Annotated in this window: 22 protein-coding genes; 10 read left to right on the forward strand and 12 right to left on the reverse strand. The window is 66.9% G+C overall.

Annotated features, from left to right (window positions below; all coding sequences use genetic code 11):
- Positions 1–3: 3 nt before the first annotated feature.
- Genes D7325_RS03650 through D7325_RS03660 form a run of 3 tightly spaced genes read right to left on the reverse strand, consistent with a single transcriptional unit; the run spans position 4 to position 1,680 of the window.
- A complete protein-coding gene (locus D7325_RS03650; RefSeq protein WP_120994182.1) occupies positions 4–591 on the reverse strand; it encodes an LON peptidase substrate-binding domain-containing protein in 588 nt (195 codons plus the stop codon).
- A 10-nt stretch (positions 592–601) separates the two neighbouring features.
- Complete coding sequence (locus D7325_RS03655; protein WP_120994183.1) at positions 602–1,321, reverse strand: LrgB family protein; 720 nt, start codon at positions 1,319–1,321, stop codon at positions 602–604.
- On the reverse strand, positions 1,318–1,680 hold the full coding sequence (locus tag D7325_RS03660; RefSeq protein ID WP_120994184.1) for a CidA/LrgA family protein: 363 nt from the start codon (positions 1,678–1,680) through the stop codon (positions 1,318–1,320). Before D7325_RS03660 ends, D7325_RS03655 begins: the two co-directional genes overlap by 4 nt.
- 208 nt (positions 1,681–1,888) lie before the next feature.
- On the opposite strand from D7325_RS03660, the gene D7325_RS03665 reads away from it, so the two are divergent.
- The gene (locus D7325_RS03665) at positions 1,889–2,344 is read left to right on the forward strand and encodes a MaoC family dehydratase (RefSeq protein WP_120994185.1); all 456 of its coding nucleotides are present in this window, start codon (positions 1,889–1,891) and stop codon (positions 2,342–2,344) included.
- Between the two features lie 59 nt (positions 2,345–2,403).
- Here the strand turns inward: D7325_RS03665 and gudD are convergent, their stop codons facing one another.
- Positions 2,404–3,753 (reverse strand): glucarate dehydratase, encoded by a 1,350-nt coding sequence (gudD, locus tag D7325_RS03670; protein WP_120994186.1) that lies wholly within the window; start codon positions 3,751–3,753, stop codon positions 2,404–2,406.
- Between the two features lie 57 nt (positions 3,754–3,810).
- The gene (locus D7325_RS03675) at positions 3,811–5,151 is read right to left on the reverse strand and encodes an MFS transporter (protein ID WP_120994187.1); all 1,341 of its coding nucleotides are present in this window, start codon (positions 5,149–5,151) and stop codon (positions 3,811–3,813) included.
- Positions 5,152–5,682: 531 nt separating this feature from the next.
- Here D7325_RS03675 and D7325_RS03680 point away from each other — a divergent pair.
- The gene (locus D7325_RS03680) at positions 5,683–6,399 is read left to right on the forward strand and encodes a FadR/GntR family transcriptional regulator (protein ID WP_120994188.1); all 717 of its coding nucleotides are present in this window, start codon (positions 5,683–5,685) and stop codon (positions 6,397–6,399) included.
- A gap of 192 nt (positions 6,400–6,591) precedes the next feature.
- On the forward strand, positions 6,592–7,233 hold the full coding sequence (locus D7325_RS03685) for a Rossmann-fold NAD(P)-binding domain-containing protein (RefSeq protein ID WP_120994189.1): 642 nt from the start codon (positions 6,592–6,594) through the stop codon (positions 7,231–7,233).
- 20 nt (positions 7,234–7,253) lie between these two features.
- Here D7325_RS03685 and orn read toward each other — a convergent pair whose 3' ends face one another.
- Both orn and D7325_RS03695 read right to left on the reverse strand, forming a co-directional pair.
- Positions 7,254–7,796: an oligoribonuclease gene (orn, locus tag D7325_RS03690; protein ID WP_120994190.1), complete on the reverse strand. Its 543-nt coding sequence runs from the start codon at positions 7,794–7,796 to the stop codon at positions 7,254–7,256.
- Positions 7,797–7,825: 29 nt separating this feature from the next.
- Positions 7,826–8,641, reverse strand: coding sequence for a class I SAM-dependent methyltransferase (locus D7325_RS03695; RefSeq protein WP_120994191.1), 816 nt, complete (start codon positions 8,639–8,641; stop codon positions 7,826–7,828).
- 102 nt (positions 8,642–8,743) lie between these two features.
- On the opposite strand from D7325_RS03695, the gene rsgA reads away from it, so the two are divergent.
- Positions 8,744–9,772: a small ribosomal subunit biogenesis GTPase RsgA gene (rsgA, locus tag D7325_RS03700; protein WP_120994192.1), complete on the forward strand. Its 1,029-nt coding sequence runs from the start codon at positions 8,744–8,746 to the stop codon at positions 9,770–9,772.
- On the opposite strand, the gene motB is transcribed toward rsgA, so the two are convergent.
- Together motB and motA are read right to left on the reverse strand one after the other, a co-directional pair.
- Positions 9,773–10,801: a flagellar motor protein MotB gene (motB, locus tag D7325_RS03705; RefSeq protein WP_120994193.1), complete on the reverse strand. Its 1,029-nt coding sequence runs from the start codon at positions 10,799–10,801 to the stop codon at positions 9,773–9,775. It abuts the gene before it with no gap.
- A gap of 12 nt (positions 10,802–10,813) precedes the next feature.
- A complete protein-coding gene (motA, locus tag D7325_RS03710) occupies positions 10,814–11,665 on the reverse strand; it encodes a flagellar motor stator protein MotA (RefSeq protein ID WP_120994194.1) in 852 nt (283 codons plus the stop codon).
- 168 nt (positions 11,666–11,833) lie between these two features.
- On the opposite strand from motA, the gene D7325_RS03715 reads away from it, so the two are divergent.
- The 5 genes from D7325_RS03715 to D7325_RS03735 all read left to right on the forward strand — a co-directional run bounded on the left by D7325_RS03715 (position 11,834) and on the right by D7325_RS03735 (position 19,181).
- The gene (locus tag D7325_RS03715; RefSeq protein WP_120994195.1) at positions 11,834–13,354 is read left to right on the forward strand and encodes an HDOD domain-containing protein; all 1,521 of its coding nucleotides are present in this window, start codon (positions 11,834–11,836) and stop codon (positions 13,352–13,354) included.
- 77 nt (positions 13,355–13,431) lie between these two features.
- On the forward strand, positions 13,432–14,247 hold the full coding sequence (locus D7325_RS03720) for a rhodanese-like domain-containing protein (RefSeq protein WP_120994196.1): 816 nt from the start codon (positions 13,432–13,434) through the stop codon (positions 14,245–14,247).
- Between the two features lie 11 nt (positions 14,248–14,258).
- Entirely contained in the window at positions 14,259–15,155 is an 897-nt protein-coding gene (asd, locus tag D7325_RS03725) for an archaetidylserine decarboxylase (RefSeq protein ID WP_120994197.1), read from the forward strand.
- 118 nt (positions 15,156–15,273) lie between these two features.
- Positions 15,274–17,055 (forward strand): molecular chaperone, encoded by a 1,782-nt coding sequence (locus D7325_RS03730; RefSeq protein WP_120994198.1) that lies wholly within the window; start codon positions 15,274–15,276, stop codon positions 17,053–17,055.
- A gap of 59 nt (positions 17,056–17,114) precedes the next feature.
- A complete protein-coding gene (locus D7325_RS03735) occupies positions 17,115–19,181 on the forward strand; it encodes an EAL domain-containing response regulator (RefSeq protein WP_120994199.1) in 2,067 nt (688 codons plus the stop codon).
- A gap of 36 nt (positions 19,182–19,217) precedes the next feature.
- Here D7325_RS03735 and serB read toward each other — a convergent pair whose 3' ends face one another.
- A complete protein-coding gene (gene serB / locus D7325_RS03740) occupies positions 19,218–20,438 on the reverse strand; it encodes a phosphoserine phosphatase SerB (RefSeq protein ID WP_120994200.1) in 1,221 nt (406 codons plus the stop codon).
- Positions 20,439–20,583: 145 nt separating this feature from the next.
- Between serB and D7325_RS03745 the strand changes: the two genes are divergently transcribed.
- Positions 20,584–22,125, forward strand: coding sequence for an AhpA/YtjB family protein (locus tag D7325_RS03745; protein WP_120994201.1), 1,542 nt, complete (start codon positions 20,584–20,586; stop codon positions 22,123–22,125).
- Between the two features lie 2 nt (positions 22,126–22,127).
- Here D7325_RS03745 and D7325_RS03750 read toward each other — a convergent pair whose 3' ends face one another.
- Together D7325_RS03750 and parC are read right to left on the reverse strand one after the other, a co-directional pair.
- A complete protein-coding gene (locus D7325_RS03750; protein ID WP_120994202.1) occupies positions 22,128–22,844 on the reverse strand; it encodes a PqiC family protein in 717 nt (238 codons plus the stop codon).
- A gap of 147 nt (positions 22,845–22,991) precedes the next feature.
- On the reverse strand, positions 22,992–25,247 hold the full coding sequence (parC, locus tag D7325_RS03755; RefSeq protein ID WP_120994203.1) for a DNA topoisomerase IV subunit A: 2,256 nt from the start codon (positions 25,245–25,247) through the stop codon (positions 22,992–22,994).
- Positions 25,248–25,254 lie beyond the last annotated feature (7 nt).

Raw genomic sequence — 25,254 nt, forward strand, 5'->3', positions numbered from 1 at the left:
GCCTCAGTTGGTGGCTTCGCCTTGCAGGCGCTCGAGCATCTGCTGAATGGCATCGAGCCGCTCATCGTCGTCGTCCAGCCGCAGCAGGCGCTGCTTCTGCTCCAGCGAAAACGGCAGCAGGTAGGCGAGCCGGTTGCCCAGCGCCTGCCGCCCCTCGGCCGGTTCCTGCATGCCCAGCGACTCGACCAGCGGGTGACGGGCCAACGCCTGATAGAGCACGGCGAGGTCCTCGTAGGCATCGTCGAGCGGCGCCTCGTCGGGCGTCGCCAGCCACTCGACCTCCGCGACCGTCAGTTGATCCGGCCGGACTTCCGCGCGACGAACCTCGAAGCGCCTGCCCCCTTCGATCCGCATACCCAGCAGCCCGTTGGGCAACTGCTGCCAGTCGCGGATCAGCGCCTCGCAGCCGATCGGCGTGAAGGCACTGGGCGCCGCACCGGTTTCGGCGCCGTCGAGAATGGCGACCACGCCGAAGCCATGCCCTTCCTTCAGGCAGCGACTGATCATGTCCAGGTAGCGCGCCTCGAACAGTTGCAGGTCGAGGTAGCACCCCGGAAACAGCAGCGTGTTGAGCGGAAACAACGGCAACATCGTCGAGCCCTCAGAAGAACAGCGAGACTGCCAGCGGCAGGAAGACGGCGGTCATCACGCCCATCAGGCTCATCGCCAGGGCGGCGAAGGCGCCACACTCGTCGCCTTCCTGGAGCGCCTGGGCGGTGCCCACCGCATGCGCGGTCAGCCCGAGCGCCATGCCGCGGGCCGCAGGATGCTGAACACGGCAGCGGCGCAACAGTTCCGGGCCGATGATCGCGCCGAGCACGCCGGTGAGCATGACGAACACCGCCGCCAGCGCCGCCACACCGCCGAGTTGCTCGGCGACGAGCATGGCGATCGGCGAGGTCACCGACTTGGGCGCGAGCGTGGTGACGATCAGCGGCTCGGCGCCCATCAGCCAGGCGAACAGCACGCCCAGCGCGGTCGCCACGCTGCCGGCCAGCACCAGCGTCAGCACCGTCGGCCAGAACAGTTCGCGGATGCGGCGCATGTTGAGAAACAGCGGCACCGCCAGCGCCACCGTCGCCGGGCCGAGCAACACGGTCAGCAGCTCGCTGGCACGCCGGTAGTCGGCGTACTCGATGCCGCACAGCAGCAGCACGGCGATGACGAGCACCATCGACACCAGCACCGGCTGCAGGAACACCCAGCGGGTCCGCTCGTAGGCGAGGCAGGCGAGCTGGTAGCTGGCGAGCGTGATGCCGACCCCGAACAACGGATGCCCGATCACCGCCTGCCAGGCACCCTGCCAGTCGAGCAGGCTCATGTGCGCTCCCGACGGCGGGCCTGGCGCCGGATCAGCGCCTGCATCAGCCATCCGGTGAAGGCCAGCGACAGCACCAGCGAAATCACCAGAGACACGACGATCGCCCAGATGTCGGCCTGAATCGCCGCCACATAGGCCATCACCCCGACCGCGGGCGGCACCAGCAGCAGCGGCAGGTACCGCAGCAGGCTGCTGGCGGCCAGTTGCAGCGGCTCGCCGATCTCCCCGCGAAGCAGGCACACGCCGAACAAGAGCACCAGGCCGATGATCGGCCCGGGCAGCATCGGCAGCAGCAGGACGCTCAGCGCCGTGCCGAGCAACTGGAACAGCACCAGCCAGGTAAGTCCGCGTAGCAGCATGTCGTCCTCCGGGAAAAGCCGCGAAGTATAAAGAGGTGACCACCGGAGACGGCAAAGCGCACCCGGCGCCGGCCGGCATCCGCTTCGAATGACGCGCCATTCGCCGGCGCATGCTTGATTGACCACACCGGCCTCGGCGCCGAGGCTTCAGGACGCCGACCGGCGAGCGCCGTCGGTCACCAAAAACAAGACGTCACGAGGAGGCGACATGCCACAGGTACCGGTTGCACAACTCAGGGATCACATCGGCCGCGAGCTGGGCCAGTCGCAATGGCTGACCGTCGAACAGGACCGCATCGACCGATTCGCCGATTGCACGGGCGATCACCAGTTCATTCATGTCGACCCGGAGAAAGCGCGCCAGACGCCCTTCGGCACCACCATTGCGCATGGCTTCCTGTCGCTGTCGCTGCTGCCCTTGCTGATGAAGGAGCTCGCCCTGTACCCGGAAGGGATGAAGATGGGCATCAACTACGGGCTCGACAGCGTGCGCTTCCTGCAACCCGTGAAAGTCGGCTCGCGGGTGCGGATCAACGCGACGCTGCTGGACGTCTATGAGAAGAATCCCGGCCAGTGGCTGTTCAAGACCCGCGCCGTGATGGAGATCGAAGGCGCCGACAAGCCGGCCTATATCGCCGAAAGCCTGGCGCTCTGCGTGGTCTGACCGGTGGGTTCAGCGAATGCCGCGCTGGCAGCGCGGCATTCGCTGGGTGGGCGATCCGGTCAACGCACCAGACAGGGCTTCTTGTTATCGAAGGTCCAGCCCTGGATCAGGAACTGCATCGCCACCGAGTCGTCGCGAGCGCCAAGGCCCATGCTGCGGTAGAGCGCGTTGGCCTTGCTCAGCTGGTCCATGTCGATCTCGATGCCCAGGCCCGGCTTCTTCGGCACCTGCACCAGACCGCCGACGATCTTCAGCGGGTCCCTGGTCAGCCGCTGGCCGTCCTGCCAGATCCAGTGCGTGTCGATCGCCGTCACCTTGCCCGGCGCGGCTGCCGCCACGTGGGTGAACATCGCCAGCGAAATGTCGAAGTGGTTGTTCGAGTGCGAGCCCCAGGTCAGGCCCCAGTCCGCGCAGGTCTGGGCGACGCGCACCGAGCCCTGCATCGTCCAGAAATGCGGGTCGGCCAGCGGAATGTCGACCGATTGCAGCGACAGCGCATGGACCATCTGCCGCCAGTCGGTGGCGATCATGTTGGTGGCCGTGGGCAGGCCGGTTTCGCGGCGGAACTCGGCCATCACTTCACGCCCGGAGAAACCGTTCTCCGCGCCACAGGGGTCTTCGGCGTAGGCCAGCACGTCGTGCCGGTCCCGGCACAGGCGGATGGCTTCTTTCAGCGACCAGGCCCCGTTCGGGTCGAGTGTGATGCGCGCCTCGGGGAAGCGCTCGGCCAGCGCCGTGACCGCCTCGATCTCGGCATCGCCCGCCAGCACACCACCCTTGAGCTTGAAGTCGTTGAAGCCGTACCGCGCGTGCGCCGCCTCGGCCAGGCGCACCACGGCCTCGGGCGTCAGAGCCTCCTCGTGGCGAACGCGGAACCAGTCGTTGTCCGCCTCGGGCTCGCTGCGGTACGGCAGGTCGGTCTTGGTGCGGTCGCCGACGAAGAACAGGTAACCCAGCATCTCGACCGCCTCGCGCTGCTGCCCCTCGCCCAGTAGCGCCGCGACCGGCACGTCCAGGTGCTGGCCCAGCAGGTCGAGCAGCGCCGACTCCAGCGCGGTGACCGCATGGACGGTGATGCGCAGATCGAAGGTCTGCAGGCCACGGCCACCGACGTCGCGATCGGCGAAGGTCTGGCGAACCTGGTTGAGCAGCTGCTGGTACCGTCCGATCGGCTGGCCGACGAGCAGGCCGCGGGCGTCCTCGAGCGTCTGGCGAATCTTCTCGCCGCCCGGCACTTCGCCAAGGCCGGTATGGCCGGCGCTGTCCTTGAGCAGCACGACGTTACGGGTGAAGTAGGGACCGTGCGCGCCGCTCAGGTTGAGCAGCATGCCGTCATGCCCGGCAACCGGGACGACGGTGAGTTCGGTGATGACGGGGGTCTGGCTTGGGGTGTGTGCGTGAGTGTTCATCGTTCGTTCTCTATGGCTGCGCCGGGCGTCACGCCCGGCCAAGGTCGTGAAGGCGGCTCAGGCAGCGGCCCGGCTCATGATTCGCGGCGGGTGGCCGTCGCCGGCACCCGGCTTGGTGCGGGTCTGGAAGACCACGATCGCAGCGAGCACCGAGGTGCAGGCCAGGCCGTACAGGCCGCCCTCGATGGAGCCGGTCGCCTGCTCCAGGAAGCCGAAGGTCGCGGGCGCCACGAAGCCGCCGAGGTTGCCCACCGAGTTGATCAGCGCCAGCACGGCGGCGGCGATACGGGCGTCGAGATAACCCTGGGGAATCGGCCAGAAGCACGACGATGCGGATTTGAACCCGATCGCCGCGAAACAGATCGCCACATACGCGAAGACCGGGCCTCCGGTCGTCGAGGCGAACATGCCGATCGCCGCGACGACCAGCGCGGCCGCGACCCAGGCCTGCTGGAATTTCCAGCGGGCGGACGCCGAGGCGAACATGTACATGGCGCCGATCGAAATGATCCAGGGCACCGAGTTCAGCAGCCCGACCTGGAAGTCACTGATGTCGCCCATGTTGCGGATGATGCTCGGCAGCCAGAAGGTCGCCGCGTAGATGGTCAGCTGAATCGAGAAGTACACCAGGCAGAACAGCACGATCTGGCGATCCTTGAGCAGGCTGAAGACCGAGGGTTTTTCGGTCTGCGCCGCCTCGCGCTCCCGCTGTTCCTGCTCGATCTCGGCGACCAGCGCATCCTGCTCGGCACGGGTCAGCCACTTGGCATCGTGCGGCAGCGAATCCAGCCAGAACCAGACGAAGGCGCACAGGGCGCAGGAGAACAGCCCCTCGATCAGGAACATCCATTGCCAGCCGTGCAGGCCGAGCCCCTCGATCTGCAACAGCGCACCGGAAATCGGCCCCGACAGGATGGATGCGATCGCCGAGCCGCTGAGGAACAGCGCGATGGCCTTGCCGCGCTCGCTGCCCGGCAGCCAGCGGGTGAAGTAATAGATGACGCCCGGGAAGAAACCGGCCTCGGCCACCCCGAGCAGGAAACGCATGATGTAGAAGTGGGTTTCGTTCTGGATGAACGCCATGCCGGCGGCCACCAGGCCCCAGGTGAACATGATGCGCGTGAGCCAGGCGCGCGCGCCGACGCGTTGCAGCATCAGGTTGGACGGTACCTCGAAGATCGCGTAGCCGATGAAAAACAGCCCGGCCCCCAGCCCATAGGCGGCGGTGCCGATGCCCAGGTCGGTTTCCAGATGGCCCTTGACGAAGCCGATGTTCACCCGGTCGATGTAGTTGACGATGAACATGATGATGAACAGCGGCATGATGTGCCGCTTCACCTTGCGGATGGCCGTGGCGAGATCGCCGTTGCCGGCGGGTGAAGACGTGATGGTGCTCATGGCGGTTACCCAGTTGTTCTTGTCGGCAGGCGAGCGGCGATCCGCTCGCCCCTGGCAGATTCAGCGGTTGCGCGCCTCGGTGTTCGGCGCAGGGCCTCTTCCTGGCAAGGCAGGGAGACGAGCAGGACAAGGGACTGCCGATGGAGCGGTAGGGTGGTGCATGAGGTGGACCTCTTAGCTTGTTCTTATGATTGGTTCGAGCGGGCGACAGCCGATGACAGTCATCATACAAGTTGATTCGAACAAGGCAATATCTTCGTCTGCTGAAAAATCGAAGCGCGGCAATCCGCAGCGACGCCCGTCCCCAATCCCCCTCCATGAGCGAATTTGATGGCCAGTCGCCTGCCTTGCCCTGCCGCCTGCGTCCGCTATCGGCATGAGCAACGCCTCGCCACTTGTATGACCTGTTAGCCAGAACGTCCTGTCCGAGCGACGCTCCGGCTGGCCCGCGGATGCGCACTTCGGGGGCCGATGCCATCGCTCGAGCGCTGCGGTGTATGCTTCCGGCAGCCTTTTTCCTGAGCAGCGAAGATGTCATCGCCACCCACTCGCCTGAAGCGTCGCACCGCCAGCCTGGCCCACGAGATCGTCGACGAGCTGACCCGCCGGATTCTTGCGGGCACCCTCCGGCTGGGCGACAAGCTCCCCTCGGAAAACATGCTGGTGAAGGAATACGGCGTCAGCCGCACGGTGATCCGCGAGGCGTTGTCGCGCTTGCAGACGGCGGGGTACGTCGAGACGCACCACGGCAAGGGCACCTTCGTCGTCGAGCGGGTCGCTCAGACGGGCTTGCGCCTGAGTCACGAGACGGCTGCCGACGTGCGCTGGATTCTCGAGCTGCGCTTGGGCGTCGAAACGCAGGCCGTGGCACTGGCGGCGCTGCGCCGGACCGACGCGCAACTGCTCGGCATGCGCCAGGCGCTCGACGACTACGAAGCCCTCGCCAGCTCCGGCGACAGCTGCGTCGAGGCGGACAAGCGCTTCCACCTGGCGATCGCCGAGGCAACCGGCAACCCCTACTTCACCAACATCCTGCTGCACCTGGGCAACGTGATGATCCCGCGCAACCGCATCGACGTTCGCGAGCGAGGCGGCAGTGACCTTTCCCGTCAGGCGCATCTGGCCAGCGTCGAACATGAGCTCATCTACGCCGCCATACACCGGCGCGACCCGGACGGCGCCCGGGCCGCCATGTGGACCCATCTGACCAACAGTCGCGAGCGATTCACCGCCAGCACGCCGGACTGAGTCTGCGCAGCGGGGCCGATGCCAGCGTCTGCGGCGAGTATCACACTCGCGGCGGCTTCGGTTGTCCAACGTGAAAAGGCCGACCACTATGGGGCCGTCGGCGTCGCCGATCCGGGTGCCGGATTGCGCTGCGGTTCGCCGTGGCGCCGCCGGTGCCCGGATCGGCCATCCAGCGGCCAGACAGGAGCGACCATGTACCTGACCCCTCAACGCATTCTGCTGGCTGGCGCCACCGGCCTGACCGGCGAGCACCTGCTGGATCGCCTGCTCAACGAGCCGACCGTCGAGCGCGTCGTCGCCCCGACGCGGCGACCGCTGGCCGAACACCCGAGCCTGGACAACCCCATCGGCCCGCTCGACCAGCTGCTGCCCAGCCTGCATGGCGACTTTCACACGGCGTTCTGCTGCCTGGGCACCACGCTCAAGCAAGCGGGATCGCAGGCGGCGTTCCGTGCGGTCGACCACGACCTCGCGGTCGCCTTCGCCGAGCGCGCCCGCACCCTGGGCACACGACACCTGATCGTCCTCAGTGCGCTGGGCGCCGATTCGCAGTCACGGTTCTTCTATTCCCGGGTCAAGGGCGACCTAGAGGCTTCGCTGCGGACTCAAGGCTGGCCGCAGCTGACGATCGCGCGCCCGGCTCAGCTGCTCGGACCGCGCCTGCGGCCACGGCTCGGCGAACGCCTGATGACGCCGCTGTCGCGCCTGCTGCCCGGCCGTTACCGCGGGATAGAGGCCTGCACCCTCGCCCGCGCGCTCTGGCGACTGGCGCTCGAAGAAGGCGAAGGCGTGCGAGTGGTGGAGTCGGACGAACTGAGGCGACTGGGCAGATAACCGGCGATCGCCTCGAACCGTCAGATCTTCAGGAACTGCTCGCGGTAATGGCGCAGCTCGGCGATGGACTCGCGGATGTCGTCCAGGGCCAGGTGCGTCGCGCGCTTCTTGAAGCCGTCGCGGACCTGCGGCGCCCAGCGGGCGGCCAGCTCCTTGAGCGTCGAGACGTCCAGGTTGCGGTAATGGAAGTAGGCCTCGAGCCGCGGCATGTAGCGGTACAGGAAGCGGCGATCCTGGCAGATGCTGTTGCCGCAGATCGGCGAACTGCGTTCCGGCACCCACTGTTCCAGAAAGGCCAGGGTCATCGCCTCGGCCTGCTCGACGCCGATACGGCTCTCCCGCACCCGCTGCGTCAGGCCCGAGCCGCCATGCTGGCGCGTGTTCCATTCGTCCATGCCCGCCAGCACCTCGTCGCTCTGGTGCACGGCGATCACCGGCCCTTCGGCCAGAACGTTCAGCTGGCTGTCGGTGACGACGGTCGCCATCTCGATGATCACGTCCCGGTCGGGGTCGAGGCCGGTCATTTCCAGATCGATCCAGATGAGATTCTGCGGGTTCTGCATGGGAGAGCTCCTTGGGCTGGGCGTGCAGTTTAGCCGCTTGCCGGCGTAGCGTCAGGCGCCGCACCGACGCCCCGGGGCCGCCAGGCGTAGAGCCGCGAGCCCCGCCAGTCGCCGACCTCCAGCACGAGGTCGGCCTCCGCCTCCGGGATGGCGAAGCTGTTGCTGATCAGCCAGGCGCCCGGCCGCATCTCCCGCAGCGCCTTGTCCCGCAGGCCGGGCATCGGCGCGGGTGACAGGAAGCAATAGACCAGGTCATAGCCGCCCAGATCGACCCGCCACAGGCTGATCGGGCGAATCCGACAGTTGCGCCTGGGCAGGCAGCGCAACCAGGCCAGCGCGAAGGTCAGCGGCGACGTCTCCACCCCGCTGAACTGCCCCTCCGGAAAGCGCCTGGCCAGGCGCGCGAGCGTACCGCCCAGGCCACAGCCAAGATCGATGAAGCGCAGGCCATCGACCGGCATCCCCTTCAGATGCTCGATCAATCTCGCCTCGGCAGCCGGGCCGGTCAGGTAGAGCGGGACGCGTTCGGTCAGCGCATTCCAGTTCAGCAGGAGCAGCGCCAGGAAGCCGGCCAGCAGCAACCACGGCGGCACGGACTGCGTCTGTACGGCGACCAACCCCGGCACGAAGGCGAGATTGATCGGCACCCACCAGATCGACAGGCCGAGGGCCCGGCCGACGCCCGCGGCGAGCAGGCCCTGGACGACGGCCGTAAGCATCAACGGCGCGTGCCAGCCAGTGGCGCCGGCGACGGCGAGCCACAGCCCCCACACCGCAAGCAGCCCGGCCAACTGGGCCAGCAGGGCGACGGGGGCGGGAAAGCGCTTGCCGATAGATGCTTGCATGAAGGCGAACCACGGAACGGTGGTCGCTCAGTGTAGCCAAGCATGCACGGCCGGACAGGGCGCGGTGCTAGACTGCGCGCCATCTTTCAGGGCAGCGAACTCATGGCCAAACGCCAACTCAGCCGGCGCCAGAACTGGCGTATCGGCAAAATCCAGGAGGAGCGCCAGGCGCGTGCCAGCCGGCGCGAGCAGCGGGCGACACAGGAGCTGGAAGGCGGCGATCTCGGCCCGGAGGAACCGGGGCTGGTGATGGCCCACTTCGGCGTGCAGGTAGAAGTGGAGGCGCTGGAAGGCGACCACGCCGGCCAGGTCTTTCGCTGCCATCTGCGCGCCAACCTGCCGACGCTGGTCACCGGCGACGGCGTGGTCTGGCGCCCCGGTGCGGACGGTTCGGGCGTCATCGTGGCGCAGCTGCCGCGTCGCTCCGAGCTCTGTCGGCCCGACAGCCGCGGCCAACTCAAGCCGGTCGCGGCGAACGTCGACCGCATCGTCATCGTCTTCGCGCCCATTCCCGAGCCGCACGCCAACCTGATCGACCGCTACCTGGTCGCGGCCGAGCACGCCGGCATCGAACCGCTGCTGCTGCTGAACAAGGCGGACCTCATCGCACCGGATGACTCGCAGCTTCCGCAATTGCTGGGCGCCTACCGCCAGCTGGGTTATCGCATTCTGGAGGTGTCGGCCCACGACGGCGCCGGGCTGGATGCGCTGCAGATCGAGCTCGACGACCACACCAGCGTGTTCGTCGGCCAGTCCGGGGTCGGCAAGTCATCGCTGGTCAACCGGTTGCTGCCGGACGCGGACACCCGCGTCGGCGCCCTGTCCGAGCTGACCGGCAAGGGCACCCACACGACGACGACCGCGCGCCTGTTCCACTTCCCCGGTGGCGGTCACTTGATCGACTCGCCCGGCATCCGCGAATTCGCCCTGTCGCATGTCTCGCGAGACGACGTCGAAGCGGGCTTCATCGAATTTCGCGAGCTGTTGGGTCGTTGCCGCTTCCGCGACTGCCGGCATGATCGCGAGCCCGGCTGCGCCCTGCTCGCCGCGCTGGACGAGGGCCGTATCCAGCCTCAGCGCATGGCGAGCTATCGCCACATCATCAGCAGCCTGCCGACGCAGGACTACTGATCAGTCGACCTGCTGCTGGTCGAACTGCAGCACGCCGTCCTCGAACAGGTTCAACCGTTTCTCGACTTCGGCCGCCGGCAATGGCTCGCCCGCGGGCGCGACGGCCGCGCCGGCGGGTTCGGCCACCGTGTCCGTTTCCGGGGCGGGCGCGCCCTGCTCCGCCGTATCGCGCTCGATCTCTCGCTGGGCCTTCTTGTTCAGCACGATGATGTCGATGCGCCGGTTGATCGGGTTGAGCGGGTCCTCGCGATCGAACAGCGCCGACGAGGCGTACCCGACCACCCGCGCCACCTGCTCGTCGGGATAGCCGCCCGCCACCAGGGCCCGACGCGCGGCGTTCGCCCGTTCGGCCGATAGCTCCCAGTTGCCGAAGCCGCCGCTGCCGGCGAACGGCTTGGCATCGGTATGGCCACTGATGCTGATCTTGTTCGGCACCGCGCTGATGGTGTCGGCCATCGCCAGCAGGATGTCTTCGAAATACGGCTGCAAACGGGCACTGCCCAGGGCGAACATCGGCCGGTTCTCGGCATCGACGATCTGGATGCGCAAGCCGTCCTGGGTGATCTCGAACAGGATCTGGTCCTTGAAATGACGCAGCTCCGGGTCTTGCTCGATCTTGTTCTGCAACTCCTGCAGCAACAGCTCGAGCCGCTCGCGCTCGACCTCACTGGCGATTTCCTCGGCCTGCTGCTTGTCGAGCTCGGACAGCGAGGCGTCCTCCCGGCTCTTGCCCAGTTCGAGGGTTTCCTCGGGCAAGGGGTTGAGCGTCTTGTCGGGCGAAGGGGTCGGCGTGCCGCCAAGATCGATCGCGTAGGGACTGGCGCTCTCGGTGAAGCCGATCGGGTCCTGGAAGTAGCCGGAGATGGCACGTTTCTGCTCCGGCGTGGCGCTGCTCATCAGCCACATCACCAGGAAGAAGGCCATCATCGCGGTCGCGAAGTCGGCGAAGGCAATCTTCCAGGCGCCACCGTGGTGGCCGCCGGCGACCTTCTTGACGCGCTTGACGATGATCGGTTGGTTATTGTCCATGGCCGCTCTTCATCAGCTGCCACGCATGGCTTGTTCGAGCTCGGAGAAGCTCGGGCGGTGCGCCGGGTACAAGACCTTGCGGCCGAACTCGACGGCCAGGGTGGGGGGCATGCCGGACGCCGAGGCCACCAGACTGGCCTTGATCGCCTCGTACACATTCAGCTCTTCCTTCGCGTCGTGACCCAGCGAGGCGGCCAGCGGGGCGAAGAAGCCATAGGACGCGAGAATGCCGAGGAAGGTACCCACCAGCGCGGAGCCCACCTTGTAGCCGATCATCGCGTTATCGGCTTCGGCGAGGATCGACATGGTGATGACGATGCCCAGCACCGCGGCGACGATACCCATCGCCGGCATGCCGTCAGCGATCGCCGAGACCGCGTGCGACGGATGCTCCAGCTCCTCCTTGAGGCTGGACAGCTCCATGTCGAACAAGCCCTCGAGCTCGTGCGGGGCCATGTTGCCCGACGACATGATGCGCAGGTAATCGCAGACGAAGGCGGTCATCCGCTCGTCTTTGAGAATGCCCGGGTACTTGCTGAATATCGGGCTGGCGGCCGGATCTTCGATATCGGCCTCGATCGCCATCATCCCCTCGCGCCGGCTTTTGTTGAGGATCTCGTAGATGAGCTTGAGGACGTCCAGGTAGTAGGTGTGCGTGAACTTGCTGCTGAACATCGACAGCGATTTCTTGAAGACCAGCATGAAGGTGCTGCCCGAGTTCGCCTGCAGGAACGCACCCAGCGCGGCGCCGCCGATGATCATCACCTCGAATGGATGGATGAGCGCACCGATCTTGCCGCCCGAAAGCACGAATCCGCCCAGTACCGAGGCGAAGACGACGATGATGCCGATGATTTTTACCATGGGAATTTGTCTTGGAATCTGCTGGAGGGCCAATCGAGCGACCGGCCGAAAAAGGCGCACGCCGGCCTGTGCGACGCCGGTTGGGGAGCCGCTCGAAACAAGTCTTCTCGTTATCGGAACTTTTGCGCCAGACTAAAGGCCAACCCGACCAAAAGCCAACTTGGCACCATGACGACTCCGCACTCGCTTCCCCGCACGCTGCCTGCCTGGGCCGAGGCGCTGGACGCCGTCCGGCTGCCGGTGGTCACCGTTCACCATGAAAAAGTGCGCCGGGCGCTTGGCGACGGCAGCCGCTCGATGCGCGACATCGCCGAGACGATCCAGGCCAGCCCGGTGTTGGCGCTGTACGTGCTGCGCGAGGCCAATCGCAGCGGCAATGCGCTCATGGAGAAGGCCGAAAGCCTCGAGGTCGCCCTGAGTCGCCTGGGTCTGGCGCGCGTCTCGGCCATGCTTTCGCAGATTCCGTCGGTCGAGCCGGAGGCGGTGCCGGCGCCGCTGCGACAGTTGCTCCTGATCAGCCAGCATGCCAGCCAGCAGGCCAACGGCCTGTTCGCCTCGCGGCTGGCACGGCTCTGGCAGGACATCCACTGGGGCAGCCTGCTGTTTCTCGCGCCGGTATGGGCGCTGGTCGCGCTGCGTCCCGACTTTCTGAAGGCGTGGGAGCAGCGCGTGTTCATCGCCGCCGAGCCGGTCAGCCGGGTCGAGCACGACCTGCTTGGCGTGCCATTGCTCGAGCTGTGCCGGACAGTCGCCGAACGCTGGCGGCTGCCCGACTGGATCGTCGAGGGCTACCAGGCGCTGACCGTCAATCGCCGGCTGGTGATCAAGGCGCTGCACATCGCTCGCGACAACGAACACCCTCTGCACCAGCAGCAACTGCTGGATGCCGACCCGCCGCTGCGTCGCTGGGTCACCCAGCCCGGCAACACCATCGTCCTGGCCAATGGCCTGGCAATCGCGGCGCATCACAGCTGGAGCGGCATCCACACCCTGCGCTGGCAACGGCTCGCCGGGCTTTACCTGCAGCTTGCGCTGCCCGAACTGCAACAGCGCGTGCACCAGCAGGCCGTGCAGAGCGCGCGGGAATCGAGCCTTGTCGGGCTCTGGCACCCGGCGCTCGCCCTGCCTATGCCCTGGGACAGTCGCTTCCAGGTGCTCGACGAACCCACCTCCGGCCAGGCGCACGCGCCGTCGGCAACATGGCGGGCCCTGTGCGCCGAGCTGCTGCGCGAGCCGACGCCGTTCGGCAACGCGCTGCAACTCACGGCGACCGCCTGCCGTGCGCTCGCAGCGATCGGCTTCTCCCGCACGCTGATCCTGCAAGCCGATCGCAACCACAGCCGACTGGCCGCCATGCAGACGCTGGGCCTGGACAAGGACGCCGCGGCGATGACGCTCGATCCGTCGCAAAGCCAGCTGATCGGCCGCCTGCTGGAAAAACCGCTGCGACTCAGCCTGACCGCCGCGAACATGGCGCAGTTTTCCGCCCTGCTGCCGGGCGCGATAAAGACCGCATTCCCGAGCGATCACCTGCTCCTGCGCTCGGTGGCGCTCAACGGTCGCGTGCTCCTGCTGGTGGTCGCCGACCAGCAGGGCCAGCCGATCGACGAGCGCACTGCCGCCGGCTTCGACAAGACCCTCCAATGCCTGGAACGCGCGCTGCTGGCCTTCAGCCGGCGGCCCCGCTGACGCGCAGGGGCCGCTTTGGCGGCTCACCAGGCTTTTTCGCTACACTCCAGCTTTCTCAATCGACGAGACCGGACCCCGTGGATGCCTTTTCTGCCCTGCCGCTGGTAATCGAACCCGCCGACCTGGCGAGCCGCCTCGAGTCGCCGGAACTCATCCTGGTCGATCTCACCAGCGCCTCGCGCTATGGCGACGGCCACCTGCCCGGTGCGCACTTCGTCGACCCCAAGCAGACCCAGCTTGGCCGGCCGCCGGCGCCGGGCCTGCTGCCGCCCAAGGCGCATCTGGAGCAACTGTTCGGTTCGCTGGGCCACCGCCCGGACGCGGTATACGTGGTGTATGACGACGAAGGCGGCGGCTGGGCCGGACGCTTCATCTGGTTGCTCGATGTGATCGGTCACCGTCGCTACCACTACCTCAACGGCGGCCTGCGCGCCTGGCTCGCCGAGGGCCGGCCGGTGACCCGAAGCGTGCCGCCGAGCCACACCGGCGTCGTCACGCTGACGTTCGATGCAACGCCCACCGCCACGCGCGAGCACATCGAAAGCCGGCTGGGCGCCGACGATTTCGTGGTCTGGGATGCGCGCTCGCCCGAGGAATACCGCGGCGAGCGCCTGTTTTCGGCACGCGGCGGGCACATTCCCGGCGCCGTCAACTTCGAATGGACCCAGGCGATGGACCCGGCGCGCGGCCTGCGCATCCGGCAGGACATCGCCGAGCGGCTGACCGGCCTCGGCATCACGCCGGACAAGGAAGTGGTCACGCATTGCCAGACGCATCATCGCTCCGGCCTCACCTACCTGATCGCCAAGGCGCTCGGTTACCCGAACGTCAAGGGCTACGCCGGCTCCTGGAGCGAATGGGGCAACCTGCCCGACACGCCCGTCCAATCATGAAAAGGTCACCTATGAAAGATCGCCTGTTCGTCTTCGTCCAGTATCTGCTGCCGCACCACCTGATCTCGCGCGCGGCCGGCTGCCTGGCCGAGTGTCGCCTGCCCTGGCTGAAGAATGCCCTGATCAAGGCCTTCATTCGCCAGTTCCGGGTCGACATGCGCGAGGCACAAGTCGAAGCGCCGACCGAGTACGAACATTTCAACGCGTTCTTCACCCGGGCGTTGAAAGACGGCGCCCGGCCACTCGATACGACGGCCGGCGCCATCCTCAACCCCTGTGACGGCGCGATCAGCCAGCTGGGCCGCATCGAGCAGGGCCGAGTGTTCCAGGCCAAGGGACACAGCTTCAGCGTGCTCGAACTGCTTGGCGGCGATCCCAGGCACGCAGCGGATTTCATGGGCGGCGACTTCGCCACCGTCTATCTATCCCCGCGCGACTACCACCGCGTGCACATGCCGGTCAGCGGCACGCTGCGCGAGATGATCTACGTGCCGGGCCGGATCTTCTCGGTCAACACGGCCACAGCGCAGGGAGTGCCGGAACTGTTCGCGCGCAACGAGCGCGTGGTCTGCCTGTTCGACACGGCGTACGGGCCGATGGCGATGGTGCTGGTCGGCGCGATGATCGTCGCCAGCATCGAAACCGTCTGGGCGGGCCTGGTGACACCACCCAAGCGCACGCTCAGGAGCGTCCGGTACGACGCCGAGGCGCGTCAGCCGATCCACCTCGAGAAGGGCGCCGAGATGGGCCGCTTCAAGCTGGGCTCCACGGTCATCCTGCTGTTCGGCGAAGAGCGCATCCGCTGGGCCGAACAGCTGCAGCCCCTGACCCCGGTCCGCATGGGCGAAGCGCTCGGCCATGCGGTACCGCCGGCGGCCTCGGACACCGAACGGCCGAGCATCGATTGACTTCGCGCCTTCATGCCATTCGGCGTGAAGGCAACCGGCCATCACCCCAGGCTGCGATCCATACGGCTAGCTGCTAGAGTTTCGCTCAGGTTTTTACGCATGAGTGCGGGAGCGTTGCGTGCCGGAGAGTCAGACCCCACACCTGCTGTTGCGGATTCCCACGCCGACCGGCCAGACGCTGTCCTTCTGCGAGCCCTCCCCGCGAGGGATGAAGCGCTGGCTGGATGCGCTCCCCCGCGCCAACCTCGGCGAGAGTTCGCGCCAGCTGTACCAGGCGCTGATCGAACTCAACCAGCTGCGCACGCCCTCGGAAAATCGGCTGCAGATGCTCGAACTGCTCCGGCCCGAAGTTCACCTGGCCTGCCAGTTGCTCGAACGCCATCTCCTCAACCAGCCCGTGGTGCTGGACGAGCGCGCCCGCAAGATCGCCAGTCTCTGCCAGGCGCTACAGAGTCACCTTGCGACGGGCTACAAGCTGATCGTCGCGCGCCTGGCCTCCACGCCCGACAAGCCTCGTCCGCAGCTGATGGCGGTCGCGCTGCAACGTGCGCTGCATAGCCTGCGTGGCCCGCTGGTGCGCGCCTGCCAGCTGTACTGTCCGGTTCCCGAAGGCCTCTGGCTCGAGCTGCATCAGTTGTATCGGATCGCCCTCGAGCGTGAACTCAACCGCCTCGTGGTCAAGGACGATCTCATGCGCCATGCGCCGGGCCTGAGTGTCGAGCACACCTACCTCGCGTCGCTGCTCCTGGGCTGCGCGCGGCTGAACCAGATTCGCCAGGGCCACATCGCCTGTATCGCCGAAGCGCTGGAGAGCTGGGCACCGCTCGCCCGCCTGCGCCCCGCCGTTGAACGGACCTCGACGTTCGTCGTGCCGGTACGCATCGACGCCCCGCCCCGCTACCGCGCCCAATTGAGCGAGAGCGAAGCCATCCGGGGGCTGGGCCTCGACACCTCGGCGTTGGTCGAGGCACTTGACCGTCACCTCGCCATGCCCGACGCAGAGCCCGCCGCGCTGGCCGTGCCGACTGCGCTGGGCGAGGATGCGCTGTGCCATCTTCGGGCCGCCTGGGGCAATACCTCGGAGCGGAGCTTCCAGCGCACGCGCGGCGAGGGCGCGCTCGAAGTGTGCGTCGGCATGAGCGCCATTCACTTCTACCTCGCCGGGAAACGGCCGTTCGATGCGGTGATAGCACACCCGAAGGCGGCCGGTTCGGCGACCTTCACCCTGCAGGGCGGCGAGCCCGATGTCTGGGCATCGGCGTTCGATGCGCGCCGCCCCGGGCTTATCGGCGGTCTGGGACAAGAGCAGATCGAATTTACCGCCCGTAACGCGCCGGCCCCGTCCGCCGAGGAAAGCTATCCGACCCAGACCGCCCAGGTCGTCAACCAGAGCCCCGGCGGCTACTGCCTGCGCTGGAGCGAGGTACCGCCACTGCTGCAAGCCGGCGAACTGCTGGCGTTCAAGCTGGACGATGCGACGCCCTGGAACCTCGCGGTGGTGCGTTGGATCCGGCAGGTCCGCGACGGTACCGACACGGGTATCGAGCTGATCGGCCCTGGCGCCCGGTCCGTCGGGCTACGCCTGGTGCGCAAGCAGGACCAGGGCAGCCAGTACCTGCGGGCGCTGATCCTCCCTGCCATCGCCGCGATTTCCCGCCCGGCGACACTCATCGCACCCCGCGTCCCGTTCCAGGAAGGACACAAGGTCGAACTCGCCATCGACGGTGGCGAGCGGCGCGCGATCCTCAGTCAGCGTATCGCCGGAACGAGCAGTTTCAGTCAGTTCGAATTCCGTGCGCTCGACACCGCCATAGTCACGGCAGAGATGCCCGTCACAGCCCGCGGAACCAAGCCGGACGGGGGGCCCGAAGACTTTGACTCACTTTGGAAGTCTCTGTAGATTGCCGGCTCGCCCCTATTTTCCCCGACGTGCCGGACGGCGCGCCTGAGCTGTCTGTCATGGCCCTGGACAAGAAAACCATCCGCCTTCTGATCCTCGAGGACTCTCAGAACGAAGCTGAGCGCCTGGTCAGCTTGTTCCGTAACGCCGGTCGCGCGACACGCGTACACCGCGTGACCTCCGCCGAAGACCTCGAAGCCTCGCTCGGCCAGATCTGGGACCTGCTCATCACCGCGCCGAGCAGCGCCGCGCTCGATCCGACCCAGGCCGTTTCGGCGATCCGCCGGCATGCCAAGGACATCCCGGTGATACGGCTCATCGAGGGCAACGACTCCGACGCCATCACCGAAGCGCTCGCACTCGGCGCGCAAGACGCCGTTCCGCAGGGCGAAGACGAGCGTCTGGTGCTGATCGCCGATCGTGAACTGGCCAACCTCGAAGAGCGACGCGCACGTCGCGCCGCCGAAGTCGCCTTGCGTGAAGCGGAGAAACGCTGCCAGCTGCTGCTCGACAGCTCGGTCGATGCCATCGCCTACGTTCACGATGGCATGCACATCTATGCCAACCGCACCTACCTCGAACTGTTCGGCTACGACGACGTCGAGGAGCTGGAGGGCATGCCGATGATCGACCTGATCGCCAGCTGCGACCAGGTCAATTTCAAGGAATTCCTCAAGAGCTACCAGCACCAGGAAGGCAGCGCCGAGCTGGTTTGTGGCGGCGTCCGTGCCGATGGCGGCAACTTCAAGGCGCGCATGCATTTCTCTCCGGCGGCCTATGACGGCGAACCCTGCATTCAGGTGGTCATCCGCACCGAGAGCGACAGCGCCGGGCTCGAGGAAAAGCTGCGCGAGATCAGCAGCCAGGATCTCGTCACAGGGCTGTACAACCGCAACCGCTTCCTCGAAATGCTCGAACCCGCCGTCGAACGCGCGGTGAACGCCGGCCAGGAAGCCTCGCTCGCCTATATCCGCATCGATCGCTTCGCCGGGCTGCAGGCCGAGCTCGGACTGGCCGACGCCGACCTGTTGCTGTCCGACCTGGCGCAGCTGCTGCGTGCGCGTTTCGGCGCGCAACAGCCGCTCGCCCGCTTCGCCGACGACGTCTTCACAGCGCTGTTGCCCGGTTCGCCGACGGCGGGGGCAGAAGGCGAACTACGCGCCCTGCTCAAGCAGGCGGAGGCTCACCTGTTCGACATCGGCGGGCGCACCGTCCAGCTGACCCTGAGCATCGGCCTGGCCGGGCTCGACGAAAAGACCGCGCGCGCACAGGACGTCATCGACCGCGCTCACCGCTGCGCCGACGAAGCCGGCGATGGCAACGCGCTCAAGCGCTACGACCCGGCCGATGAACTGGCGGCGGCGGCCAACCGGGGCAGCATCGTCGCGATGGTTCGCCAGGCGCTCGAACGCAATGGGTTCCGCCTGCTGTTCCAACCGATCATCAGCCTGCGCGGCGATACCTACGAGCACTACGAAGTGCTGCTACGGCTACTCAATCCCCAGGGCGAGGAAGTGCCGCCCATCGAGTTCCTCGCCGCGGCGAAGGAAGCGGGGTTGGCCGCGAAGATCGATCGCTGGGTGCTGCTCAATTCCATCAAGCTGCTCGCCGAGCACCGCACCAAGGGCCATAACACGCGGCTGTTCATTCACCTGTCGAGCGCCAGCGTGCAGGACCCCGGCCTGCTGCCGTGGTTGAGCGTGGCCCTGAAGGCGGCACGGCTGCCGTCGGATTCCCTGGTGCTGCAACTCAGCGAACCGGACGCGATCGCCTACCTGAAACAGGCCAAGGTACTGGCGCAGGGGCTGGAAGAGCTGCACTGCAAGTTGGCGATCAGCCAGTTCGGCTGTGCGCTCAATCCGTTCAGCACGCTCAAGCACCTGAACGCCGGTTTCGTGAAGGTCGACGGCTCCTACACCCAGGACCTGGGTCGGCCCGAGAACCAGGAAGCGCTCAAGACGCTGCTCGCCAGCCTTCACTCGCAGGCCATTCTGACCATCGTGCCTTTCGTCGAGAGCGCCAGCGTGCTGGCGACGCTATGGCAGGCCGGGGTCAACTACATCCAGGGCCACTACCTGCAAGGGCCCAGCCAGTCGATGGATTACGACTTCTCGCCAGACGAGTGAGGCCGTGCCGCCACGGGGCACAGCCATCATCGGGGCTCAGCCCTCGCTGCCCCCATCGCGATCGCGATAACCCAGCAGGTACAGGATGCCATCGAGGCCAAGGGTGGAGATGGCCTGCTTGGCCGACTGTTTCACGAGCGGCTTGGCGCGGAAAGCGACGCCCAGCCCGGCCAGCCCGAGCATCGGCAGGTCGTTCGCACCGTCACCTACGGCAATGGTCTGTTCCAGGCGCAAGCCTTCCTGCTCGGCCAACTGACGCAGCAGATCCGCCTTGCGCTGGGCGTCGACGATCGGCTCCACCGCCACGCCGGTCAGTTGACCATCGACGATCTGCAATTCGTTGGCGAATACATAGTCGATCCCCAGCCGCGCCTGGAGCTGACGCGCAAAGTAGGTGAAACCGCCCGACAGGATCGCCGTCTTGTAGCCCAGGCGCTTGAGCTCGGTGAACAGCACTTCCGCACCTTCGGTAAGCCGCAGCTGCGCGCCGATCTCGGCCAGCGCGCTTTCCGGCAAGCCACGCAGCAGGGCCAGACGCTCGGTGAAGCTGGCGCGGAAATCCAGCTCGCCGCGCATCGCCCGTTCCGTGATCGCCGCCACCTGCTCGCCCACGCCGGCCGCCTTGGCCAGCTCATCGATCACCTCGGCCTCGATGAGCGTCGAGTCCATGTCGAACACCGCCAGGCGCCGATTGCGGCGGAACACCGAGTCCCGCTGGAAGGCGATGTCGACGTTCAGCGCCTGAGCCACGCTGAGAAACTCCGCGCGCAGAGCCGCCGGATCGGCCGGCTCGCCCCGCACCGAGAATTCGATGCAGCCCTTGCCGAGCTCATCGGGCATGTCCAGCGGGCGCCGGCCCGAGAGGCGATCGATCTGATCGATGTTCAGGCCGTACTTGGCCGTGATCGAACTGACGCGGTGCAGCTGCTCGGCACTGACCTTGCGCGTCAGCAGGGTGACGATGTGGCGAGGCTTGCCCTGACCGGCGACCCACTGCTCATAGTCCGCCTCGGAAACCGGCGTGAAGCGCACCTGCTGACCAAGCTCGTAGCCCATGAAGAGCACGTCCTTGAGCACCGCGGAAGCGCCTTCTTCGCCGGGAATCTCGATCAGGATGCCGAACGACAGGGTGTCATGGATCACCGCCTGGCCGATGTCGAGGATGTTCACGCCGCGCTGGGCCAGCACGCCGGTAATCGCAGCCGTGAGTCCGGGGCGGTCTTCCCCGGTGATATTGATCAGGACTATTTCGCGCAAGGCCCGGGCTCCAGGAAAACGAGGGCGGTATTCTACATCAGCCGCGAAGGCATCCGCGCCCGCGACGCGACCGCGGACCTTCAGCGCCCACGGCCCTTTCCGTATACTGCGCGGCAATTTCCCTCATAGAGAAGAGCCGATCCCTGTGAACCGGCCCGCATTCGTCAAGCCCGACAATTTTTTCCTCCTGATCTACCGAGCCCTGCGCCAGCGCCGCGTGCCGCTGGTGCTGCGCATTGCCAGCCATACGCTGCTGCTGGTCGTCATGGCCCTGGTGATCTATGCCTGGATCATGGGCATGCAATTTCGTCAGGCGATGGAACAGCAGGCCAACGCGCTCGGCCAGAGCCTGATCACCCAGACCGCTGCGTCCGCGACGGACCTGCTGGTGGCCAACGACATCCTCAGCCTCAACGTGCTGCTCAGCAATCTGGTCAAGAACCCGCTGGTGGCCCACGCCGCGATCTACAGCGTGGACAACCGCGTTCTCGCCGAAGCGGGTACGGCGCCGTCGCGCTCGCTCCTGGGCAACTCGCCCGGGCTGTATTCCACGCCGATCACCTTTCAGGAGGTGATCGCCGGCCATCTGCGCCTGTCACTGGACATGGAACGCTTCCAGCATCCGATGACCATCAGCCTGCAAAGCATGGGCCTGCTCAGCCTGATCCTGCTGGCGCTCACGCTCTCGCTGAGCATGCGGCTCGGTCGGCACATCTCGCTGCCGCTGATGCAGCTGCGCCTGTGGCTTCGCGATCCCGACGACCCCGCCCCCGGCGCCGGGCGGCTGGACGAAATCGGCGACCTGGCCCGGCAGCTCCAGGCGCGGCTGGTGCCCGAAAAACCACCGGTCGAGGATGACGAACTCGACGATGACATCCCCCTGCTCGATGACTCTCTGAACGACCCGTTCGACGACGACAGCCGCGCGTTCGATGACGCCGAGGATGAGTTCGAGGTGCCGGACCTGCGTAGCGATCCTGACGACCCGGCGCCGGCCATGCCTCGATCGCCGGCGGCGCCCCGCCTGGACGATGAAGCGGACTGGTCCGACGAAGACGAAGACGATGCGCCGCTCGCCGCGCCGGCGATCGTTGCGCCGCCGGAGGCACCGTCACGCACCGCGGTGCTGGCCGTCCAGCTCGGTGCGCAGGATCAGCTGCGGCGACTGCCGCGGGCTCGCCTCGTCGACCTGCTCCAGCGCTACCGGGATTGCCTCGAGCGGGCGGCGACGCTCTATCAGGCTGAGCTGCACACCCTCAACGATGGCAGCAGCCTGATGCTGTTCCACAGCCAGGATGACGAAGAGAACTACCTGACCCACGCCTTGTGCTGCGGCGAGCTTCTGCGTGCGCTCGGGCACGCCTTGCAGGTCGAGGTGGCGGACAGCGGCATCACCCTGCAGATCCAGCTCGGGCTGACGCATGGCGAGACCCTGAATGACCTCGGCCAGGCAGAACTGCTGTTGAGCGATCCGGCGCAGGCCGCGCTGGCGATGTCCCAGCACAGCCGCAACCTGCTGCTGGTGGAGCGCGTCATCGGCGACGATCCGCTCGTGCGTCAGCGCGTTCGTATCAGGCCCATCGCCAGCCCCGAGGGAGCCTGCTGCGTGGAGCGGCTGCTCGAGCCTTATCCGGCGCTGGTCGAGCGGCAGCTAGAGCGCATACAGGATGGCAACCGCCACCCGTAGCGTCAGAAGCGATACACCTCGAGGTCCGTACGCAACGGCTTGAGCGCCGGGCGGGCTTCGGTGTTGGATTCCGGCTTGGGCTGGGCCGCCGCGCGACGCCGGGCGATGGCTCGCTTCTGCGCTTCTTCGCGTGCCGCGAGCTTGGGCTGGATGGCGAGGGCCAGTTCTTCGCTGAGTCGCTGCAGCAACAGGCTCTGCGCCTGCACCTGTCCCGCCGTGGTGCCGTCGTGACGCTCTTGCAGGCGAATCATGCGCATGCCCTGCTGCTTGCCGGCCTCGTCGAGCAACCGCCATTGCGCCTCGAGCACGGCCGGATGCTGCGGACCCGAATCGAGGCGGGTGACCGTCACCTCGACCTGAATATCCGCATCGAAGCCCCCGCTGGCCGGGGCGGCCGACAGCCGCTGGCTGTCCAGTCGCCAGGCCAGCTGCCGCAGCAGCAGCTGGGTGACATCGTCAGAGAGGCTGCCCGCCCAGCGCCCGTCCGCCGGATCGGCCGACAGGCTGCCATCGGCCTGACGCTGGACGATCGCATCGCGCTGGAGATAGTCGGCCAGCGTCACCGGGCCAACAAGCACGGCCGCGCCGAGCTGGTCGGGTACCTGGGGATCGCCATTGTCGAGCCGGTACAACGGGACCGGGCGGGTATCGAGACAGCCTGTCAGGCCGATGCCGATCGCCAGGCAAAGGGGCGCGAATCGCACGAGAGTCAAGTTCATTCCATCACGCTAGAAGGCCGGTGACCGCCCGTCACGCAACGACCGGCGGCGATGCGCAGTGCGACGGTTGTCCCGTCATTTCCGCGCTGAATATCGAAGCGCGCTATCTTCCCTGAATCGCGTGCGCATCACCAGCACCGGCGCCGTTCAACGTGTTTCGACCAGCAGCCCGTCGACCCGCTGGAAACCGCGCGGCAGCTTGTTGCCTCGCCGACCGCGCTCGCCCTTGTAGTGCTCCAGGTCGTCGGCTCGCAGTGACAGCGTCCGCTTGCCGGCCTGCAGGACCAGCGTGGCGCCGGGCGGCAGGATGGCCAGATCGGTCAGGTACTCGTCCCGGCTGGCGACGCGCTCGCCCGGGATACCGATGATCTTGTTGCCCTTGCCCTTGGCCAGTTGCGGCAGGTCGCGCACCGGGAACACCAGCAACCGCCCCTCGGTGGTCACCGCGGCCAGCCAGTCGTCCTCGCGGCTGGTCACCGGCCGCGGCGCGATCACGCGGGCGCCCGCCGGCAACGACAGCAGCGTCTTGCCAGCCTTGTTCTTGGCTTGCAGGTCCTCGCCCTTCACGACGAAGCCGTAGCCGGCATCGGACGCCAGCACATACAGCGCATCGTCGTCCGGCAGCAGCACGCATTCGAATCCGGCCCCCGGCGGTGGCGTCAGACGACCGGTCAGCGGCTCGCCCTGGCCGCGCGCGGATGGCAGCGAATGCGCGGCCAGCGAATAGCTGCGGCCGGTGCTGTCGATGAACACCGCGAACTGGTTGGAGCGGCCCGGCGCGGCGACCTTGAAGGCGTCGCCGGCCTTGTACGACAGGCCGGCCGGCTCGATGTCGTGGCCCTTGGCGGCGCGAACCCAGCCCTTCTCAGACAGCACCACGGTGATCGGCTCGGAGGGCATCAATTCGTTTTCGGCCAGCGCCCGTGCCTCGACGCGCTCGACGATCGGCGAGCGGCGCGCATCGCCGTACTTCTCGGCGTCTTCGAGCAATTCCTTGCGGACCAGTTTCTTGAGCTTGGCCTCGCTGCCGAGCAGCGCCAGCAAGCGCTCGCGCTCCTTGGCCAGCTCGTCCTGCTCGCCGCGAATCTTCATTTCCTCGAGACGCGCCAATTGCCGCAGTCGCGTGTCCAGGATGTAGTCGGCCTGCAGCTCGGAGAGCGCGAAACGCGCCATGAGCACGGGCTTGGGCTGATCCTCGGTACGAATGATGTGGATGACTTCGTCCAGATTGAGGAAGGCGACCAGCAAGCCTTCCAACAGATGCAGCCGCCGCTCGACCTTGTCCAGGCGGAACTGAAGGCGTCGGCGAACCGTGCCGATGCGGTAGGTCAGCCACTCGCCGAGCAGCACGCGCAGGTTCTTGACCTGCGGGCGGGCGTCGAGGCCGATTACGTTCATGTTGACGCGGTAGCTGCTCTCGAGGTCCGTCGTGGCGAAGAGGTGCTGCATCAGCGCCTCGACGTCGACCCGGTTCGAGCGCGGAATGATGACGATGCGGCACGGATTCTCGTGATCCGATTCGTCGCGCAGGTCCGCAACCATCGGCAGTTTCTTGGCCTGCATCTGCGAGGCGATCTGCTCGAGCACCTTCGCACCCGACACCTGGTGGGGCAGCGCCGTGACCACCACGTCGCCGTCCTCGACCCGGTACACCGCGCGCATCCGCACCGAGCCACGGCCGCTCTCGTAGAGCTTCAGCAGGTCGGCGCGCGGCGTGACGATCTCCGCCTCGGTCGGGAAGTCCGGACCCTGTACGTGTTCGCACAGCTGCTCGACGGTCGCCTGCGGCTCGTCCAGCAGGCGCACGCAGGCCGCAGCGACCTCCCGCAAGTTGTGCGGCGGGACGTCGGTCGCCATGCCGACGGCAATGCCCGTGGTGCCGTTGAGCAGCAGGTTCGGCAGGCGCGCGGGCAGCGTCGCCGGCTCCTCGAGGGTACCGTCGAAGTTGGGCACCCAATCGACCGTGCCCTGCCCCAGCTCGGACAGCAGCACCTCGGAATAGCGCGACAGCCGCGCCTCGGTATAACGCATCGCGGCGAAGGACTTCGGATCGTCCGGCGCGCCCCAGTTGCCCTGGCCATCGACCAGCGTGTAACGGTAGCTGAAGGGCTGGGCCATCAGCACCATCGCCTCGTAGCAGGCGCTGTCGCCGTGCGGATGGAACTTGCCGAGCACGTCGCCGACGGTGCGCGCCGACTTCTTGTGCTTGGCGTCGGCGTCCAGGCCCAGCTCGCTCATGGCGTAGACGATGCGCCGCTGCACCGGTTTGAGGCCGTCACCGACGTGCGGCAAGGCGCGATCCATGATCACGTACATGGAATAGTTGAGGTACGCCTGCTCGGTGAAGTCGGCGAGGGAACGCCGCTCAACGCCATCCAGGCTCAGGTCGAGTGATTCGCTCATCGGCAGT

This window comes from Stutzerimonas urumqiensis (genome assembly GCF_003640395.1).
GTDB classification, from domain to species: domain Bacteria; phylum Pseudomonadota; class Gammaproteobacteria; order Pseudomonadales; family Pseudomonadaceae; genus Stutzerimonas; species Stutzerimonas urumqiensis.

Coding starts and splice junctions, on each gene's coding strand:
- D7325_RS03650 (WP_120994182.1), bottom strand. CDS start 591: ATGTTGCCGTTGTTTCCGCTCAACACGCTGCTGTTTCCGGGGTGCTAC.
- D7325_RS03655 (WP_120994183.1), bottom strand. CDS start 1,321: ATGAGCCTGCTCGACTGGCAGGGTGCCTGGCAGGCGGTGATCGGGCAT.
- D7325_RS03660 (WP_120994184.1), bottom strand. CDS start 1,680: ATGCTGCTACGCGGACTTACCTGGCTGGTGCTGTTCCAGTTGCTCGGC.
- D7325_RS03665 (WP_120994185.1), top strand. CDS start 1,889: ATGCCACAGGTACCGGTTGCACAACTCAGGGATCACATCGGCCGCGAG.
- gudD (WP_120994186.1), bottom strand. CDS start 3,753: ATGAACACTCACGCACACACCCCAAGCCAGACCCCCGTCATCACCGAA.
- D7325_RS03675 (WP_120994187.1), bottom strand. CDS start 5,151: ATGAGCACCATCACGTCTTCACCCGCCGGCAACGGCGATCTCGCCACG.
- D7325_RS03680 (WP_120994188.1), top strand. CDS start 5,683: ATGTCATCGCCACCCACTCGCCTGAAGCGTCGCACCGCCAGCCTGGCC.
- D7325_RS03685 (WP_120994189.1), top strand. CDS start 6,592: ATGTACCTGACCCCTCAACGCATTCTGCTGGCTGGCGCCACCGGCCTG.
- orn (WP_120994190.1), bottom strand. CDS start 7,796: ATGCAGAACCCGCAGAATCTCATCTGGATCGATCTGGAAATGACCGGC.
- D7325_RS03695 (WP_120994191.1), bottom strand. CDS start 8,641: ATGCAAGCATCTATCGGCAAGCGCTTTCCCGCCCCCGTCGCCCTGCTG.
- rsgA (WP_120994192.1), top strand. CDS start 8,744: ATGGCCAAACGCCAACTCAGCCGGCGCCAGAACTGGCGTATCGGCAAA.
- motB (WP_120994193.1), bottom strand. CDS start 10,801: ATGGACAATAACCAACCGATCATCGTCAAGCGCGTCAAGAAGGTCGCC.
- motA (WP_120994194.1), bottom strand. CDS start 11,665: ATGGTAAAAATCATCGGCATCATCGTCGTCTTCGCCTCGGTACTGGGC.
- D7325_RS03715 (WP_120994195.1), top strand. CDS start 11,834: ATGACGACTCCGCACTCGCTTCCCCGCACGCTGCCTGCCTGGGCCGAG.
- asd (WP_120994197.1), top strand. CDS start 14,259: ATGAAAGATCGCCTGTTCGTCTTCGTCCAGTATCTGCTGCCGCACCAC.
- D7325_RS03735 (WP_120994199.1), top strand. CDS start 17,115: ATGGCCCTGGACAAGAAAACCATCCGCCTTCTGATCCTCGAGGACTCT.
- D7325_RS03750 (WP_120994202.1), bottom strand. CDS start 22,844: ATGAACTTGACTCTCGTGCGATTCGCGCCCCTTTGCCTGGCGATCGGC.
- parC (WP_120994203.1), bottom strand. CDS start 25,247: ATGAGCGAATCACTCGACCTGAGCCTGGATGGCGTTGAGCGGCGTTCC.